Below are 16398 nucleotides of genomic sequence, written 5' to 3' on the forward strand. Positions count from 1 at the left end.
TCAGAACCCCTTCGCCTTGATCGCCTCGGCCCAGGTGACCGCCCGGCGGTTCACGCCGAGGTGCTGCCGCTCGTAGAGCCGACCCTCCAGCTTGATCGCGCCGCGCTTGGCATATTCCGGGCGCTCGAACGCCTCGATCACCAGCTTGGCCCGGCGCACCTCCTCCTCGGTGGGGGCGAAGGACGTGTTGGCGGGCTCCAGCTGCGTCGGGTGGATCAGCGTCTTGCCGTCGAAGCCGAGGTCGCGGGCCTGACGGCACTCTTCGCGACAGCCTTCGGTGTCGGCGATGTCATTGTACACGCCGTCGAGGATGGCCAAGCCCTCCGACCGGGCCGCGGCCAGCGCCATCATCATCCAGGGCAGCATCGGCACGCGGCCGGGCACGATCTTGGCCCAGGTGTCCTTGGCGAGGTCGTTGGTGCCCAGCACAAGGCAGGTCAGGCGGTTGCGCGGATCGCGCTTGGCCCGTGCGATCTCCTGGATGTTGAGGATCGAGGCCGGCGTCTCGATCATCGCCCAGATCGCGATGCCCTCCGGGGCGTCGAGGGATTCGAGCCGGTCGGCGATGCTCTCCAGCACCGCCGGCGACGAGACCTTCGGCATCAGGATCGCGTCGGGCTTGGCTTCGATGGCGGCGTGGAGATCGGCCTCACCCCAGGGGGTCTGCGGGGCGTTGACCCGGATGATCAGCTCGCGGCTGCCGTAAGCGCCGCTCTTCACGGCGGCGCAGACCTGCTCCCGGGCGATCTCCTTTTCCTCCGGACCGACGGCATCCTCGAGGTCGAGAATGATGCTGTCCACCGGCAGGGTCTTGGCCTTGTCGAGCGCCCGCTGGTTCGAGCCGGGCATGTAGAGCACGCTCCGGCGCAGGCGCAGATCGGTCGTCGTGGCCATCGGCTTCTCCCTCCTGGGCCGTCGCGCGGCCTCCTGTCGTTGCACTGCACCCTAAAGCACGAAACCGGCCGCGCCACACCCTGACGATCGGGGCCGGTGAGTTCCCGGGCGGTTTGATACCGCGGCCTCTCTGCGCAGATCGAAGCCGCGGTTTGGTCATGTTCCGCCGCTTAAAGGCCGGACGAAACCAATTCTTGGAACCCGGAAACTCGACGATGCGCAAAGTCTTGGTCACCCTGGCCTTGCTCGGGACATTGGCGGCACCCGAGGCGGCCCGGGCCCAGAGCCGGACCACCCTCGGCGTCGGCTCCGGCGCGGTCGCGGGGGCGCTGGTCGGCGGGCCGATCGGTGCCGTCGCGGGCGCCGTGGTCGGCGGCTTCGTGGGGAACTCGACGGAGCGCGGGCGCCGCCATGTCCGCCGGGGCCGCCGCTACGGCTCCGCGGCGCGCCGGTCCTACCCGCGTCGGGCGGAGGCCCTCATGCCGCGCACCACGGGCACCGTCGCCCGCGCCGCGCCGTCCGCCCAGCCCACCACCTGGAAGGATCCGCGCTAGCAGGCCGCTCGCCTCGCACGGACGCAGAATCCGCCTAGGCCGCCTGTTCGCGTGCGGAGGACGCCGGTTCCCGGAACGTGTCCCGGGCGAGGCCCGGGAAGGCGATCGCCTGTCCGAGGCCCCGGGCGCCCAGGAAGCCCACGAAGGCGAGCCACAGCCCGGTATTGCCGAGGCCCAGGCTCTCGACCAGCACGAGGATCGCGCAATAGGCGGCGAGCGCGCACGCCATCAGGTTGCGCATCGCCCGGGTCCAGGTCGCGCCGATGTAGATCCCGTCATACGCGAAGGGCGCAGCGGCGGCGAGCGGCGCCAGGGCCGCGAGGACGAGGTAGGAGCGCGCCGCCTCGCGCACCGGCCCGTTCGTCGTCACGGCATCGATGAAGGCCGCGCCGCCCGCCAGCGACAGCAGGCTGACCGCGAGCCCGAAGCCGAGGCACCAGCGCAGGCACAGGGTGGCGGCCGCATCGAACGCGTCCGCGTCCCGGGCGCCCACCGCCTGGCCGCAGAGGGTCTCGGCCGCCGTGGCGAAGCCGTCGAGGAAGAACCCGCCGATCAGGAAGAGATTCCACAGGACCGAGTTCGCCGCCAGCACCACGTCGCCCTGCCGGGCGCCCAGCGCCGAGAACAGCACGATGCCGGTGATCAGGGCGAGCGTCCGCAGGATCACATCGCCGTTGACGCTGAGCGTCCGGCGGAGCGCCGTGGCGTCGCGGAGATCGCGCAGCGGCACCCGGAACGGCCGCGCGCCGAGGCGCGCCAGGAGGACTAACCCGAAGCCGAGCCCGAGCGCCTCGGCGCCCAGCGTCGCCAGCGCCGCCCCGGCGAGCCCGAGGCCGAAGCCCAGGACCAGGGTGAGCGTCACCGCGACATTGGTCAGGTTGATCGCGACCTGCAGCAGCAGGCCGAGATCGGTGCGCCCGCGCCCCAGGACCGAGCCGAGCACGCCGTAGCTCGCCAGCACGAAGGGCGCGGACAGGATGCGGATGTGGAAATAGGTCGCAAGGCCCGCAATCACGGCCTCGCTCGCCCCGCTGATCCGGAAGGCGAGCTGGGCGAGCGGCCCCTGCAGGACCACCAGGACGAGGCCGATCAGGGCGCCCGCCGCCAGCGCCCGTGCGAGGATGCGGTCGACCTCCGGCTCGTCTTGTCCGCCGACCGCCTGCGCGGTCAGGCCGGCGGTCGCCATGCGAAGCGCCCCGAACGACCAGAAGATCGCGTCGAAGATCACCGCGCCGAGGGCGATGGCACCGAGCAGCGCCGCGTCGCCGAGCCGGCCGATCACCGCCGCCCCGACGAAGCCGAGCATCGGCGTCGTGACGTTGGCGACCGTCATCGGCAGCGCCAGAGCCAGAACGCGGCGGTTCGTCGGGCGGCCGGGGCTGGCGGCGTGCATCAGGCCTCACGCTGGAAAGCTGCGCCGTCCGCGCAAAGCCGGACGAGGGCATCGGCAGGTCAGGCTCCCAGGCTCCGCTCCGCGGCGCCGGGATGACGGGCCTGACCGTGCCGGTCGGCCGCGGATTCGGTCAGCGCGAGACGGCGAAGAGGCGCGCGATCAGCCAGAGCGGCACGACCACGATCGCCCCGGCGAGGATCCAGCCGCCGAAATCGTGGAGCGAGGCGAGCCCGACATCGATCAGCGCCCGCGCCGAATCATAGACGTGCCAGAACAGCCGCCCGGGCGTGAGGCCGAGCATCGACATGAAGGCGCCCACCAGCACCGACAGGAACAGCAGGCGCAGGAACACGCCGGCGGGCGAGCCGCCGAGGAAGCGCCGGAGCGCCGAGGGTCGTGACCGGTAGGTCTCCGCCCCATAGGGGGCGTTCGGCGGCGCGCCCTGCTGATAGCCTTGCCGGCGCCGGTCGTGATCGACGAGCATTGCGTCCTCGTGAAGCCTCAGGGCCTTCGGATCGGCGACGAAGCGGGCGGAACCGTGGCCTGCGCACCACACCGCGTCGAAACCGGAACGCGGATCGGGCGTTGGCGGGTTTCTCCTGCGCCGTGCAGATGGCAAGCGGCGACGCGCACGCCAAGATGCAGGGCCAAGATGCAGGACGGGGTGGGGCACGACGCCGGGTTGTCGCAGCGCCCCCTCGACCAAAGGGAGAACTCCCGGGATATGGGAGTGTTGTGAGAGGCTCGAGTGCCGACGGGACCATACGCACGATGATCGACCACGCCCTGTTCGACCCGGCGACGATCGATCCCGAGACGATCCGGATCAATGCCGAGATTGTGGCGGCGCATGCCGCCCTGCCCGATCCCTGGTCGCTGCCGATCGCCGAAGTCCGCGAGCGCCGCCGCCTGGGTACCAAGGCGGCGCCGGCCATGCCGCACAGCGCCCGGGCGGAGTGGCTGACGATCGACGGGCCCGGTGGTCCTCTCAAGCTCCGCGTGGTCCGGCCCAAGCCCGGTACGAAGCTGCGCGGCGCCTATCTGCACATCCATCGCGGCGGCTGGGTCTGGGGCTCCGCCGACGAGCAGGATCCCTGGCTGGAGCGGATCGCCGACACCTGCGGCTTCGTCGCCCTCTCGGTGGAGTACCGGCTCGCCCCGGAGCATCCCTATCCGGCAGCGCTGCACGATTGCGAGGCCGCGGCCCTCTGGCTGGCCGGCCCCGGCAAGGTCGAGTTCGGCATTCACGCCCTGACGATCGGGGGCGAGTCGGTGGGCGCGCACCTCGCCGTGATGGTGCTGCTGCGGCTGCGCGACAAGCACAACCTGCCGCGGGCCTTCCGGGGCGCCAACCTGAATGCCGGCTTCTTCGACCTCGGCCTCACCCCATCGGTCCGGAACTGGGGCGAGGAGCGGCTCGTCGTGAACACCCGCGACCTGACCAAGTTCGCCGACGGCTATGTCCGCGAGGGCATCGACCGGCGTCGGCCGGACGTGTCGCCGATCTATGCCGACTTGAAGGGGCTGCCGCCGGCCCTGTTCACCATCGGCACTGCCGATCCCCTCCTCGACGACACGCTGTACATGTCGGCGCGCTGGGCGGCGGCCGGCAATGGCGGCCACACCGCGGTCTATCCCGGCGGGTGTCACGTGTTCGCCCGCTATCCGAGCCCGATGAGCGAGAGGGCCCTGGAACTGATAGACCGTTTCCTGATGGCGCTCGCCTGAGCGACCTGTCCGAGGTCCTTCCGGAGCTATTCCAGGCCTGGTTCGCGGCCCGCGGCTGGGCGCCCAGGCCGCACCAGCTCGATCTCCTGCGGATCGCCGGCGCCGGCCGTTCGGCCCTCCTCGTGGCGCCGACCGGGGCCGGCAAGACGCTGGCCGGCTTCCTGCCCAGCCTCGTCGCCCTCGCTGAGCGCGGGACGCAGAAGCTGAAGCCGGCGGGGCTCCACACCCTCTACGTCTCGCCGCTCAAGGCGCTGGCGGTGGACATCGCCCGAAACCTCGACGCGCCGATCGCCGAGATGGGGTTGCCGGTGCGCGTCGAGACCCGCACCGGCGATACCCCTGCGCACAAGCGCACCCGTCAGATCAGCCGTCCGCCCGACATCCTGCTGACCACGCCCGAGCAACTGGCGCTGCTGATCGCCCACCGCGAGGCGGCCGAGTTTTTCTCCGGATTGCGGTGCGTGGTGCTGGACGAGTTGCACGCGCTGGTGACGTCGAAGCGCGGCGACCTGCTGTCGCTGGCGCTGGCGCGTCTGCATCGCCTGAGCCCGGGGCTCGCGGCGATCGGGCTGTCCGCGACGGTGCGCGAGCCGGATGAGCTGCGGAAATATCTGGTGCCGCAGGGGCCGCTTCCCTTCCCCCCGTCTGCGGGTGCGCCTCCCACTTTGCACGACGAAACGGCCGACACGGTTGTGGGACCGGGCGTGGGTCCCCTCTCCCGAGCGGGAGAGGGTGAAGAACGAGAACTTACAGAACCTGGCTCGACCGCGACGCCCGGCGCCGACGTGCCTGATCCCGAGACTCCTCGTCCCTCACCCCAACCCCAACCCTCTCCCGCACGGGAGAGAGGGCAGGTCGCGCCCCCCATGGCCGATCTCGTCACGGTGGCGGGCGGCGCGAAGGCGGATCTGCGCATGCTCGACCTCGGCCGGGCGTTGCCGATCTCCGGCCACACCGCGTGGCACTCGATGCCGGCCATCTACGAGCTCATCAAGGAGCACCGGACCACGCTGGTCTTCGTGAACACCCGGCTCCAGGCGGAGTACACCTTCCAAGAGCTGTGGCGGCTCAACGAGGACGCGCTGCCGATCGCGATCCACCACGGCTCGCTGGACGCGCAGCAGCGCCGTCGGGTCGAGGCCGCCATGGCGGCGGGTCAGCTGCGGGCGATCGTCTGCACCGCGACCCTCGATCTCGGCATCGACTGGGGCGACGTCGATCTCGTGGTCAATGTCGGTGCGCCGAAGGGCGCGAGCCGGATCATGCAGCGGATCGGCCGGGCCAACCACCGCATGGACGAGCCCTCGAAGGCCTATCTCGTTCCGGGCAACCGCTTCGAGATGCTGGAGTGCCAGGCGGCGCTCGACGCCGTCGAGGAAGCCGCGCAGGACACCCCCGATGCCCGCCAGGGCGCCCTCGACGTCCTCGCCCAGCACGTGCTCGGCATGGCCTGCGCCGACGCCTTCGACCCGGTCGATCTCTACGACGAGATCGTCTCGGCGGTGCCTTATGCTGGGCTCACCTGGGAAGCTTTCGAGCAGGTGGTCGATTACGTCGCCACCGGGGGCTACGCGCTGCGCGCCTACGAACGCTTCGCCAAGATCCTGCGCGGCCCGGACGGGCTCTGGCGCGTGCGCGACGCCCGCACCGCGCAGGCCTATCGGATGAATGTCGGCACCATCGTGGAGGCGGCGCGGGTCCGAGTCCGTCTGGGCCGGACCCTGCGCGGCAAGCCCGGCACGGTCCTGCCGAAATCCGGGCGGGTGCTCGGCGAGATCGAGGATGAGTTCGCCGAGACGCTGACCGTCGGCGACACCTTCCTGTTCGCGGGCGAGACCCTCCGCTTCGAGGGCCTCGCCGAGGACGAGTGCCTCGTGACCCGCGCCCCGCCCGGCACCGACCCGGCGATCCCGTCCTACGCGGGCGCGAAATTCCCGCTCTCGACCTTCCTCGCCGCCCGGGTCCGGGCTCTCATCGCCGACCCGTTCGCGTGGGATCGCCTGCCCAAGCAGATCGGCGAGTATCTGGTCCAGCAGCGCCGCCGCTCGGTCCTGCCGGGTGAGCGCGACCTCCTCGTGGAGACGTTCCCGCGGGGCAAGCGCTACTATCTGACCGCCTTCCCGTTCGAGGGCCGCCTCGCGCACCAGACGCTCGGCATGCTGCTCACCCGCCGGCTGGAGCGCGACGGCCTGCGGCCGCTGGGCTTCGCGGCCAACGATTATGGCATCGCGATCTGGACGACTCGGGACGTTTCCGAACGCGCCGCCCGCGATCCCGACTTCATCGGCGACCTCTTCGCGGTCGACATGCTCGGCGACGATCTGGAGGCGTGGCTCGACGAATCGGCGATGATGAAGCGCACCTTCCGGCAATGTGCCGTCATCGCCGGCCTGATCGAGCGCCACCATCCGGGGCAGAAGAAATCCGGCCGGCAGGTCACGATCTCGACCGATCTGATCTACGACGTGCTGCGCAAGCACCAGCCCGACCACCTCCTGCTGCGGGCGGCGCGGCAGGATGCGGCAACCGGACTCCTCGACGTGAGGCGCCTCGGCATGATGCTAGAGCGCATCCAGGGGCGAATCATCCACAGGTCTCTCGACCGGGTCTCGCCGCTCTCCGTATCCGTGATGCTCGAGATCGGGCGCGAGCGGGTCTACGGCGAGGGCGCCGACGAGATCCTGGCCGAGGCCGAGGCGGAGCTTCTCCAAGAGGCTCTGTCCTGACCGTCGATCCGCCCTCCCCCGACGACACCGAGGATGCGATCTTGGCGGCCGGCCTGAGACTCGAGAAGACTCACAAGCACCCCACCCTGATGCTCGCGGGCGAGACCCTGGTGCTCGATCTCTGCGGCGGCCTCTGGCTGCCGGAGCACCGGACGCTGATCGTGTCCGACCTCCACCTGGAGAAGGGCTCGTCCTACGCGGCCCGATCCGGCCAGTTCCTGCCGCCCTACGACACCCGCGAGACGCTCGCCTGCCTCCACGAGGCGGTGGCGCGTCACGAGCCCGCCCGCGTGGTCGCCCTGGGTGACTCCTTCCACGACGCCCGCGGGCCCGAGCGCTTGGAGCCGGGCGACCGCGCCCTGGTGGCGGCGCTGCAGGAGGGCCGGGACTGGGTCTGGATCGCCGGCAACCACGATGCAGCCGTGAACGAAGGGGTCGGCGGGCGCTACGCCGACGCGCTGACCCTCGGCGGCCTCGTCCTGCGCCACGAGCCGAGCCCGGAGCCCGTTCCCGGCGAGATCGCCGGCCATCTCCATCCCTGCGGGAAGGTGGCGATGCGGGGGCGGGCGGTCCGCCGCCGCTGCTTCGTCACGGATGGCACGCGGCTGGTGATGCCGGCCTTCGGCGCCTATGCGGGCGGGCTGAACGTGCGCGACAAGGCCATCGAGGGCTTGTTCCCGAAGGGATTCACCGCCCACCTCCTCGGCGACGGCCGGGTCTTCGCCATCGGCCGGGCGCAGCTCGCCCGGGACTGAGCGCGCCCGTCATCCCGCGCAAATTCACGCGGCGCGTCGTTTCGATGCGCCGCGCCTCCGGGATCGCCTCGCTCCGTTCGCCAGGACGGCGCCGCGGCAAGGCGGCCGGTCTGATCCGGCCTCAGGACGTCTTCATGAACCGGGTCACGCTGTCCGACAGGCTCGCCGAGTGGCCCGCGAGGCTCTCGGCGACATCCTGGACGGCCCGGGCGAGCTGACCGGTGGCATTGGCGGCCTCGGAAACACCGCCGATATTGCCCGCCATCTCGTGGGTGGAGACCGCCTGCTCCTCGACGGCGCTCGCCATCGCCAGGGTCAGCTTGGACAACTCGCCCACCGCCGCGGTGATCATCTCGATCGCTCCCACCGCCTCGCCGGTGGCGCTCTGGATCGCCGAGACCTGCTGTGTGATCTCGCCGGTCGCCTTGGCGGTCTGCTCTGCGAGCGCCTTGACCTCGGAGGCCACCACCGCGAAGCCGCGGCCGGCGGCCCCCGCCCGCGCCGCCTCGATGGTCGCATTCAGCGCCAGGAGATTGGTCTGGTCGGCGATCGACTTGATCATGCTGACCACCGCGTCGACCTTGCGGGCATTCTCGGCGAGCTGGCGCATGGTCGCGTCCGTGGTCCCGGCCTGCGCGGCGATCTGCTGCGCGCGCTCCGAGACGCGCCCGACCTGACCGGAAATCTCCTGGATCGCGCCGTTCATCTGCTCGGAATTCGCCGCGACCGACGAGGCCTTGTGCCGTGCGGATTCGGCGGACTGCATCAGCCCTTCGGCCGAGTTCTGCATCTCCTGGATGGCCGAGCCCACCGCCTCGACCACCCGCTTGACGTCGGTCTCCATGTTCACCTGCGCGGTGACCACGGCCCAGGTCAGCATCGGCCCGAGATACTGACCCTTCTCGTCGTTCACGGCCGTGACGCGCAGGTTCAAGGTCTCGGGTCCGACCTTGATCTTGGTGGAGTGCGGCAGCCGGCTCGCATCCGCCAGCATGGTGCGCTGGTGGCTCGGATTCTTATGGAAGATGTCGAACGACCGGCCGAGCATGTCGTCGACTTTCACCGGCAGATGCTGGTCGATCGTCCCGAGGGTCCGGCGCGAGGTGGCGTTCATATAGTCGATCTTGAAATCGTTCTTGAGGTCGGCCGTCATGACGGCCACCGGAACGTTGTCGATCATGGTCAGGAGCCGATTGATCTCCTTCTTCTTGGCGGAGATGTCCGAGGCGAACTTGACCACCTTGACGGGCCGGCCACGGGCGTCGAGGACGGGATTGTATGTCGCCTCCAGCCAGACCGAGTTGCCGTCCTTGTCCAGGCGGAGGAACTCGCCGGTGACGTACTGGCCGACCTTCAGCTTGTCCCAGAATTCCGTATACTCTGCGGTCCCGGCATAGGCCTTATCCACGAAGAGACGGTGGTGCCGGTTTTGAATATCCGGCAGATCATACTTCATCAGCTTCAAGAAATTTTCGTTCGCATGGACGACGTTTCCGTCCATCGAAAACTCGATGATCGCGAGCGAACGATCCAGGGCATCAATCTTGGCCTGGGCTTCGTTGAAAGTCGCACGGTTGAACATTTCGACACTCGCATTCCTCGCCCGCGGGTATCGCATCGCAGCGTTAATGAACTCTTTCTTGTTGGATTATGTTGGTCTCCGTTTGGCGGTATGAAATCGAAGACTTTCGATCGCGAAGACGGAGTGCCTTCGAGGTTGAAGTGGACGATTTGCGCGCCTTTAAAACTTGAATAGATGATTTATTTGCTGTGAAATCGGTCTGAATATCAGAACCATCCGCGCATTCGAAAGTATACTATAGGCGCTATGGCGCTGAAAAGGATCAGGCCGAGCGCGTAGGGATAGCCAAGAGTCCAGTCCAGCTCCGGCATGTGCTTGAAGTTCATGCCGTAGATCGACGCGATCAATGTCGGCGGGACGCCGACCACTGAGACGACGGTGAGCACCCGGAAGACGTTGTTCTGCTCGATGGTGATGAGGCCGAGGGCCGCGTCGAGCAGGAACTGCACGTTCTCAGCGAGGCGCGTCTCGAACTCGTCGAGGGATTCGATGTCCCGCTTGATCGTCTCGAAGCGCGCGTCCTCCGGCAGGCCGATGCCGTCGCAGGCTGCGGCGACGAACGGCACGATCCGTTCGAGCCCGAGCAGGCTGGCGCGGATCTTCCCCAGGACCTTTCCGCGGTTGCTGATGCCCCGCAGGATCCGGCGCAGGGCGAGGTCGCGGCGCCGGGGCGGCGGGCTCTCCAGGCGCCGCCGCTCGGCACCGCGGACGTCGAAGTCGAAGATCCGGGTCGAGAGCGTGTCGAGTTCCGATCCCATGTCCTCCAGGGCGTCCGCGAGGCTGTCGACCAGCTCCTCCAATACGACGAGGAAGATCTCGCTCGGGGTCTTGCTGCCATCGCCCTCCGCGATGCGCTTCGCGGAGGAGTCGAAGGCGCGCAGGTCGTGAAAGCGGATCGTGACGAAGTGGTCCTTGGTCAACAGGAAGCCCAGCGGCTTCACCTGCGACGCGCTCTGCTCGAAGGTGATCATCGGCGTCGAGAGCGACAGGCCGCCCTTCACCCGGCGCAGGCGACTCGACGTCTCGACCTCCGACAGCGCCGCCCGGGACGGCACGCGCAGACCGGTCGCGGCCTCGACCGCTTTGGCTTCCTCCGGGCTCGGGTCGTTCAGGTCGAGCCAGACCGTATGGCGCGCGATCGGGCTGCCGGGTTGCAACGCCACCGGGCCTTCGGGTCCGTGCAGGCTCAACATGACGGCGCATTATCCATGGGACGAGAAGGAAGGCCGCCGGCGCGTCATCGCACCGTCGCGCGGGGGTGCGACAGCCTTGACTCGGAACCGCAGCGAGCCTATCTCGCCGCCGTCTTTGGCACTCGCCGAGACAGAGTGCTAACAGTCGAGTTCGCGAGCGGTCCCGCCGGCCGCATCAACGCCAACTCCAGACCTGAAGCAAGAGGGCAGCTCATGAAGTTCCGTCCGCTGCACGACCGCGTGGTCGTCCGTCGCATCGAGAGCGAGGAGAAGACCAAGGGCGGCATCATCATCCCGGACACCGCCAAGGAGAAGCCGCAGGAAGGCGAGATCGTCGCCGTCGGTCCCGGCGCCCGCGACGAGCAGGGCCGCGTCAACCCGCTCGACGTCAAGGCCGGCGACCGCGTCCTGTTCGGCAAGTGGTCCGGCACCGAGGTCAAGATCGACGGTCAGGACCTCCTGATCATGAAGGAATCCGACATCATGGGCGTCGTCGCCGTCTGATCGGATCACCTCTCACCGCCCTTTGAGACTTTCCATAGTCTTGGGGCGCAACCCAACCAGATAAGAGGCACACAATGGCAGCGAAAGACGTTCGTTTCTCCGCCGACGCCCGCGATAAGATGCTGCGCGGCGTCGACATCCTCGCAGACGCGGTGAAGGTGACGCTGGGCCCGAAGGGCCGCAACGTCGTGATCGAGAAGAGCTTCGGCGCCCCGCGCATCACCAAGGACGGCGTCACCGTCGCCAAGGAGATCGAGCTCGCCGACCGCTTCGAGAACATGGGCGCCCAGATGGTGCGCGAAGTGGCCTCGAAGACCAACGACATCGCGGGTGACGGCACCACCACCGCGACCGTGCTGGCCCAGGCCATCGTCCGCGAGGGCGCCAAGTACGTCGCCGCCGGCATCAACCCGATGGACCTGAAGCGCGGCATCGACCTCGCCACCCAGGCTGCGGTGAAGGACATCATCGCCCGCGCCAAGAAGGTCTCGACCTCCGACGAGGTCGCCCAGGTCGGCACGATCTCCGCCAACGGCGACAAGGAGATCGGCGAGATGATCGCCCACGCCATGCAGAAGGTGGGCAACGAGGGCGTCATCACCGTCGAGGAGGCCAAGACCGCCGAGACCGAACTCGACGTCGTCGAAGGCATGCAGTTCGACCGCGGCTACCTGTCGCCGTACTTCATCACGAATGCGGAGAAGATGGTCGCCGAGCTGGAAGACCCCTACATCCTCATCCACGAGAAGAAGCTCTCCTCGCTCCAGGCGATGCTGCCGGTGCTCGAGGCCGTGGTCCAGACCGGCAAGCCGCTCCTGATCATCGCCGAGGACATCGAGGGCGAGGCGCTCGCCACGCTCGTCGTCAACAAGCTCCGCGGCGGCCTGAAGGTCGCGGCCGTGAAGGCGCCGGGCTTCGGTGACCGCCGCAAGGCGATGCTCGAGGACATCGCGATCCTGACCAAGGGCCAGATGATCGCCGAGGACCTCGGCATCAAGCTCGAGAACGTGACGCTCCCGATGCTCGGCCGCGCCAAGCGCGTGCGGATCGAGAAGGAGAACACCACGATCATCGACGGCGTCGGCGAGAAGGCCGACATCGAGGGCCGGATCAGCCAGATCAAGGCGCAGATCGAGGAGACCACCTCGGACTACGACCGCGAGAAGCTGCAGGAGCGTCTGGCCAAGCTCGCGGGCGGCGTCGCGGTGATCCGCGTCGGTGGCGCGACCGAGGTCGAGGTCAAGGAGAAGAAGGACCGCGTCGACGATGCCCTCAACGCCACCCGCGCGGCGGTCGAGGAAGGCATCGTCCCCGGCGGCGGCACCGCGCTCCTGCGCGCCAAGAAGGCGGTCGCTGCTCTGAAGTCCGACATTCCGGACGTCCAGGCCGGCATCAAGATCGTCCTCAAGGCCCTTGAGGCCCCGATCCGCCAGATCGCCCAGAACGCGGGCGTCGAGGGCTCGATCGTGGTCGGCAAGATCACCGACAAGGCGGACTCCGAGACCTACGGCTTCAACGCCCAGACCGAAGAGTACGTCGACATGATCCAGGCCGGCATCGTCGACCCGGCCAAGGTGGTGCGCACCGCCCTGCAGGACGCCGCCTCCGTGGCCGGCCTGCTGGTGACCACCGAGGCGATGGTCGCCGACGCCCCGAAGAAGGACAGCCCTGCTCCGGCGATGCCGGGCGGCGGCATGGGCGGCATGGACTTCTAAGTCCACGCCACCGCGCATGACGGAGGAAGGGGGGCGCCGAGAGGCGGCCCCTTTTCTTTTGGCGCTGCCGTGGCTGCTCGGTGCGCGCGGCGGAGTCCGGTCGGTCTCAGCGGCCTTGACGCGACGCCGGGGCCTGAAGGCGGGCTCGCACGGTGGCGATCAAGGATTGCCGGACACGCTCGGTCGCCTGGAAAGGGATGTCGAAGTTCAGGCTGTGGTAGATCAGGTCGCGGATACCGTCGTGATCGGGGTCTCCGCCGCCGCCCTCGATGACGTCGAGGATCCAGGCATGGATCGCCGCGTGATCCGACGGATCGGGATCCGCGGCGAGGACCAGATGGCCGCCGTGCATCCAATCATCGCGCAGGGCTGCGGATTCTTCGGCGGCTGTTGGCATGACCTGACCTTGCGGCTCTGATTGGCGCGGCCGCGACGACAGAGTATCCGCGCGCCGCGATGGAGTTCTTCCACATCAACGGCGGAGCCTCGACGTCGGCGGCGCCGCCGCGTCACCGGTGCGACCGCGCCTCACCCTGCCGCGACGGCGCACGGCGGTCGAGGGGAGGCCGACGTCTCGGGCTCAGTCCGCGCGTCCCCGCGGTCGCGCGCGCCGACCATGACGCGTCCAGCGCGCCGGCGCCCGAAGCCCCGTCTCGCGGCGTTTCGAGTGGCGGGCGACAAACGAAAAACGGGACGGCTTTCGCCGTCCCGTTCAAAGGCTTACCTATCGGCCAAGGAAGATCGAAGCCAGTCGCTGGAGCAGGCCCCGCGGTGCGGGCGGAGGCTCGCTCTGCCCAGGACCGTCCCCGATCTAAGCGTTGGCGGCGAAGGGGTGCTGCGCCGAGTTGCGCTGCTCGGTGACCGTCGAAGCCTTCGGCTCACCGTTGACGGCGCGCTGGATCGACAGCTTGGTCGCCTCGTAGTTGTACTTCTGGATCTTGGCGTCGTCGGCCGCCTCCCAGTGGATGAACACGCCGACCAGGATGTACAGGTCGTCGGCCTCGTCCGCCGGGATGATGCCCTCGGCCACCGCGTCCTGCACGGCCTTGGCAACGCCGTGCTGGGCCGGGCCGAACATCTGGACGGCCTGACGGGCGTCGTTGATGGTGACCTTGTTGAACATCAGGGTGTTCGGCTTGCACGGCAGGTTCGGCGCGATGACCGCGAGCAGGCTGGTGAAGCCGTGCTTGTTGTTCACGAGGCCGTTGCAGAAAGCCGTCTCGGCGGGCGAGCCGCGCGGTCCGATGATGAGATCGATGTGGGCGACCTCGTTGCCCTCGCCGACGAGCGCTTCGCCGACCTGAACCTTGGTGATCTTCGCCATTCGGTGTCTCTCCCTGGATTCCGAAATAGAGCCGCGCGCCGGGCGGTGCCGCGGCCGGGAAGCCATCCTTGTTATCGGCGCCCGACCATGCCGGCCGAGCCGGATGAGCCGAGCCGGTTGGGCCGGACAGCGCGGCGGACCCTACAGCGGGGCCCAGCGGCTCACAACCCGCGCAAGGCTCTGACACGAAGGAATTTCCATCTGTCCGGTGCCGTGATCCCCGGATCGTGCGCCCGGGTCAGACCAGCCGTGCGCCGGCAGCCGCGAGGGCGTCCCAGAACAGCGTCGCGACGGTAAAATCGGCGCTCGTGCCAGGATTGATGGCCCGCGCCTTCAACGACGCGTCGAAGTCCAGCAGCGCGTCGACCGGCCGTGCGGCGAGGTCGATCCCGGCGCGGAGGGCCTCGGCCTCCCGGCGGATGCGTTCGGCCGCCGCGGCGCCGTGCTTGCGGGCGACATGGCTGTCGGGGACCGCCTGGAGAAAGGCGAGATGAACCGCGGTCGTACACCATGTGGGGTCGAGCCCCCCGGCGCGGGCCTCGGCCAGGGCCGCGAGCCCGATCGCCGGCACGTCCGCGAAGTCCGTCACGTAGGCGCGGGCGATCCGGTCCCGGTTGGCGGCCTCCGCCATCGCATCGTGCAGGGCGGCGGGCGCCGCGTGGGCGACGTCGTGGTGCTCGGCTTGGCCGAGGCCGCCCGGATTGGCGAGGCGGATGGCCGCGAAGACGGCGTCCGCATCCGTGGTGTTCAGCGTCTTGAGCGCCGTCGCGACGGTCAGGCCCCGCTCGGCCGCGACGGCCAGGGGGGCGCAGAGGAGCAGGATGCCGAGATTGGTGTTCTGGCCCACCGCCGCCATCGTGGCGGCGACGCCGTCGCGGATCCGCATGCCCGGGCCGGTGCCCGCCCGGGCCAGGGCCGGCGCCGAGACATCGGCGCTGGTGACGAAATCCGCCAGCACCATGCGATGGCCGGGCGCGTAGGCGTGGACATTGCCGGGCTTGAGGGCGTCGAGCTCCGCGAGGCAGGCCGCCCGGTAGAGCGTGCCGATCAGCGCCGCGTCGAGGCCGCTCATCCCGGTTCCGCTCGTGCCGGGTCCGCTCATGCCACCACGAGCCGGGGACGGCTGGCGCCGCGGGCCGCGGCGAGGAAGCCGCGCACCACCGCGGCGGCGATATCGGTCTCGCACACGGTCTGGAGGCCCGACCAGGCCGGCATGGAATTGACCTCCAGGACCGAGAAACCGCCCTCCCCGTCCTCGACGAGGTCGATGCCGGAATAATCGACGCCGACCGCGGCGGCGGCCGCCTCGGCCAGCTCGGCGGCGGCACGCGGCATCGCCCAGGGGAGCGGCCGGCCGCCCCGGTGGACGTTGGTGATCCAGCCGTCGCCCTCGCGGATCATGCCGGCGATGGCCCGTCCGTCGCAGACGAACACCCGGTAATCGCGCCACAATCCGTCCCGGCGGGGAACGTAGCGCTGGAGATAGTAGACCCGCGCCACCGCCTCCTCGTCGGGAAGGTCTTCCGGGCGCTCGATGAGGGCAAGTCCCTCGCCTTGTGACCCGAACAGCGGCTTCAGCACCAGGGGCGCACCCGGCCGTGCCTCGGCGGCGACCAGGGACGCCGCCGCCTCGCGCTTCGAGAAGACCCAGGTCTCCGGCGTCGGGAGCCCGGCCCGGTCGATGAGCAGCGACGTGGCGGCCTTGTCCACCGAGCGCTCGATCGCGGTCGGGGCGTTCCAGACGGTGACACCCGCGGCGACAAGGGCGTGCAGCACCCCGAGCCGCATAGTCGTCGCCTCGAAGGTGCCGCCCGCGATGGTCCGCATCAGCACGCCGTCCGGCAGCGCGTCCGGGAAGCCCGGCACGCGCAGGGGCTCGCTGCCGCCCGTGACCACGGCGACGTCCGCCAGGGAGAACAGGACCGGCTCCACGCCGCTCGCGCGCAGGGCCGCCAGCAGGCGGTTCTTGTGCCAGGTGCCGTTATCGGCCGCGAGCCCGATGCGCATGGGGGTCCTGATCGTCACGCTGC

Annotated in this window: 16 protein-coding genes; 8 read left to right on the forward strand and 8 right to left on the reverse strand. The window is 69.4% G+C overall.

Features of this window, described 5'->3' with window-relative positions:
* Positions 1 to 894, reverse strand: coding sequence for an HpcH/HpaI aldolase/citrate lyase family protein (locus tag ABC766_RS06545; protein WP_043383208.1), 894 nt, complete (start codon positions 892 to 894; stop codon positions 1 to 3).
* A gap of 215 nt (positions 895 to 1109) precedes the next feature.
* On the opposite strand from ABC766_RS06545, the gene ABC766_RS06550 reads away from it, so the two are divergent.
* The gene (locus ABC766_RS06550) at positions 1110 to 1448 is read left to right on the forward strand and encodes a hypothetical protein (RefSeq protein WP_345821554.1); all 339 of its coding nucleotides are present in this window, start codon (positions 1110 to 1112) and stop codon (positions 1446 to 1448) included.
* A 34-nt stretch (positions 1449 to 1482) separates the two neighbouring features.
* Here the strand turns inward: ABC766_RS06550 and ABC766_RS06555 are convergent, their stop codons facing one another.
* Together ABC766_RS06555 and ABC766_RS06560 are read right to left on the reverse strand one after the other, a co-directional pair.
* Entirely contained in the window at positions 1483 to 2841 is a 1359-nt protein-coding gene (locus tag ABC766_RS06555) for an MATE family efflux transporter (protein ID WP_345821555.1), read from the reverse strand.
* 130 nt (positions 2842 to 2971) lie between these two features.
* A complete protein-coding gene (locus ABC766_RS06560; RefSeq protein WP_043351744.1) occupies positions 2972 to 3325 on the reverse strand; it encodes a DUF6460 domain-containing protein in 354 nt (117 codons plus the stop codon).
* A 287-nt stretch (positions 3326 to 3612) separates the two neighbouring features.
* Here ABC766_RS06560 and ABC766_RS06565 point away from each other — a divergent pair, with 287 nt between their 5' ends.
* The 3 genes from ABC766_RS06565 (at position 3613) to pdeM (ending at position 8050) form a co-directional block, all read left to right on the forward strand.
* Positions 3613 to 4569, forward strand: coding sequence for an alpha/beta hydrolase (locus ABC766_RS06565; RefSeq protein ID WP_043383200.1), 957 nt, complete (start codon positions 3613 to 3615; stop codon positions 4567 to 4569).
* Positions 4570 to 4691: 122 nt separating this feature from the next.
* A complete protein-coding gene (locus tag ABC766_RS06570; RefSeq protein ID WP_427902294.1) occupies positions 4692 to 7295 on the forward strand; it encodes a ligase-associated DNA damage response DEXH box helicase in 2604 nt (867 codons plus the stop codon).
* A 41-nt stretch (positions 7296 to 7336) separates the two neighbouring features.
* Entirely contained in the window at positions 7337 to 8050 is a 714-nt protein-coding gene (pdeM, locus tag ABC766_RS06575) for a ligase-associated DNA damage response endonuclease PdeM (protein ID WP_345821556.1), read from the forward strand.
* Positions 8051 to 8171: 121 nt separating this feature from the next.
* Here the strand turns inward: pdeM and ABC766_RS06580 are convergent, their stop codons facing one another.
* Positions 8172 to 9632, reverse strand: coding sequence for a PAS domain-containing methyl-accepting chemotaxis protein (locus tag ABC766_RS06580; RefSeq protein WP_345821557.1), 1461 nt, complete (start codon positions 9630 to 9632; stop codon positions 8172 to 8174).
* Between ABC766_RS06580 and ABC766_RS06585 the strand changes: the two genes are divergently transcribed.
* Positions 9531 to 9806, forward strand: a complete 276-nt coding sequence (locus ABC766_RS06585; RefSeq protein WP_345822868.1) for a hypothetical protein — start codon at positions 9531 to 9533, stop codon at positions 9804 to 9806. The two genes, ABC766_RS06580 and ABC766_RS06585, sit on opposite strands and share 102 nt — an antisense overlap.
* Positions 9807 to 9838: 32 nt before the next feature.
* Here ABC766_RS06585 and ABC766_RS06590 read toward each other — a convergent pair whose 3' ends face one another.
* Positions 9839 to 10825: a CorA family divalent cation transporter gene (locus ABC766_RS06590; RefSeq protein ID WP_345821558.1), complete on the reverse strand. Its 987-nt coding sequence runs from the start codon at positions 10823 to 10825 to the stop codon at positions 9839 to 9841.
* A gap of 213 nt (positions 10826 to 11038) precedes the next feature.
* Here ABC766_RS06590 and groES point away from each other — a divergent pair, with 213 nt between their 5' ends.
* From groES to ABC766_RS06605, 3 genes are all read left to right on the forward strand, one after another.
* Positions 11039 to 11329 carry a co-chaperone GroES gene (gene groES / locus ABC766_RS06595; protein WP_010682002.1) on the forward strand — a complete coding sequence of 97 codons (291 nt, stop codon included), beginning with the start codon at positions 11039 to 11041 and terminating at the stop codon, positions 11327 to 11329.
* A 74-nt stretch (positions 11330 to 11403) separates the two neighbouring features.
* Positions 11404 to 13044: a chaperonin GroEL gene (gene groL, locus ABC766_RS06600; RefSeq protein WP_043755635.1), complete on the forward strand. Its 1641-nt coding sequence runs from the start codon at positions 11404 to 11406 to the stop codon at positions 13042 to 13044.
* Between the two features lie 166 nt (positions 13045 to 13210).
* Positions 13211 to 13462: a hypothetical protein gene (locus ABC766_RS06605; protein ID WP_287090520.1), complete on the forward strand. Its 252-nt coding sequence runs from the start codon at positions 13211 to 13213 to the stop codon at positions 13460 to 13462.
* Positions 13463 to 13855: 393 nt separating this feature from the next.
* Here the strand turns inward: ABC766_RS06605 and fae are convergent, their stop codons facing one another.
* The 3 genes from fae to ABC766_RS06620 all read right to left on the reverse strand — a co-directional run bounded on the left by fae (position 13856) and on the right by ABC766_RS06620 (position 16375).
* Positions 13856 to 14368, reverse strand: a complete 513-nt coding sequence (gene fae, locus ABC766_RS06610) for a 5,6,7,8-tetrahydromethanopterin hydro-lyase (protein WP_043353182.1) — start codon at positions 14366 to 14368, stop codon at positions 13856 to 13858.
* 238 nt (positions 14369 to 14606) lie between these two features.
* Positions 14607 to 15440, reverse strand: a complete 834-nt coding sequence (locus ABC766_RS06615; protein ID WP_345821560.1) for a triphosphoribosyl-dephospho-CoA synthase — start codon at positions 15438 to 15440, stop codon at positions 14607 to 14609.
* A gap of 26 nt (positions 15441 to 15466) precedes the next feature.
* Positions 15467 to 16375, reverse strand: coding sequence for a RimK family alpha-L-glutamate ligase (locus ABC766_RS06620; RefSeq protein ID WP_345821561.1), 909 nt, complete (start codon positions 16373 to 16375; stop codon positions 15467 to 15469).
* Between the last annotated feature and the right edge of the window lie 23 nt (positions 16376 to 16398).

It is taken from the genome of Methylobacterium fujisawaense, from assembly GCF_039619325.1.
Taxonomy (GTDB): domain Bacteria; phylum Pseudomonadota; class Alphaproteobacteria; order Rhizobiales; family Beijerinckiaceae; genus Methylobacterium; species Methylobacterium fujisawaense.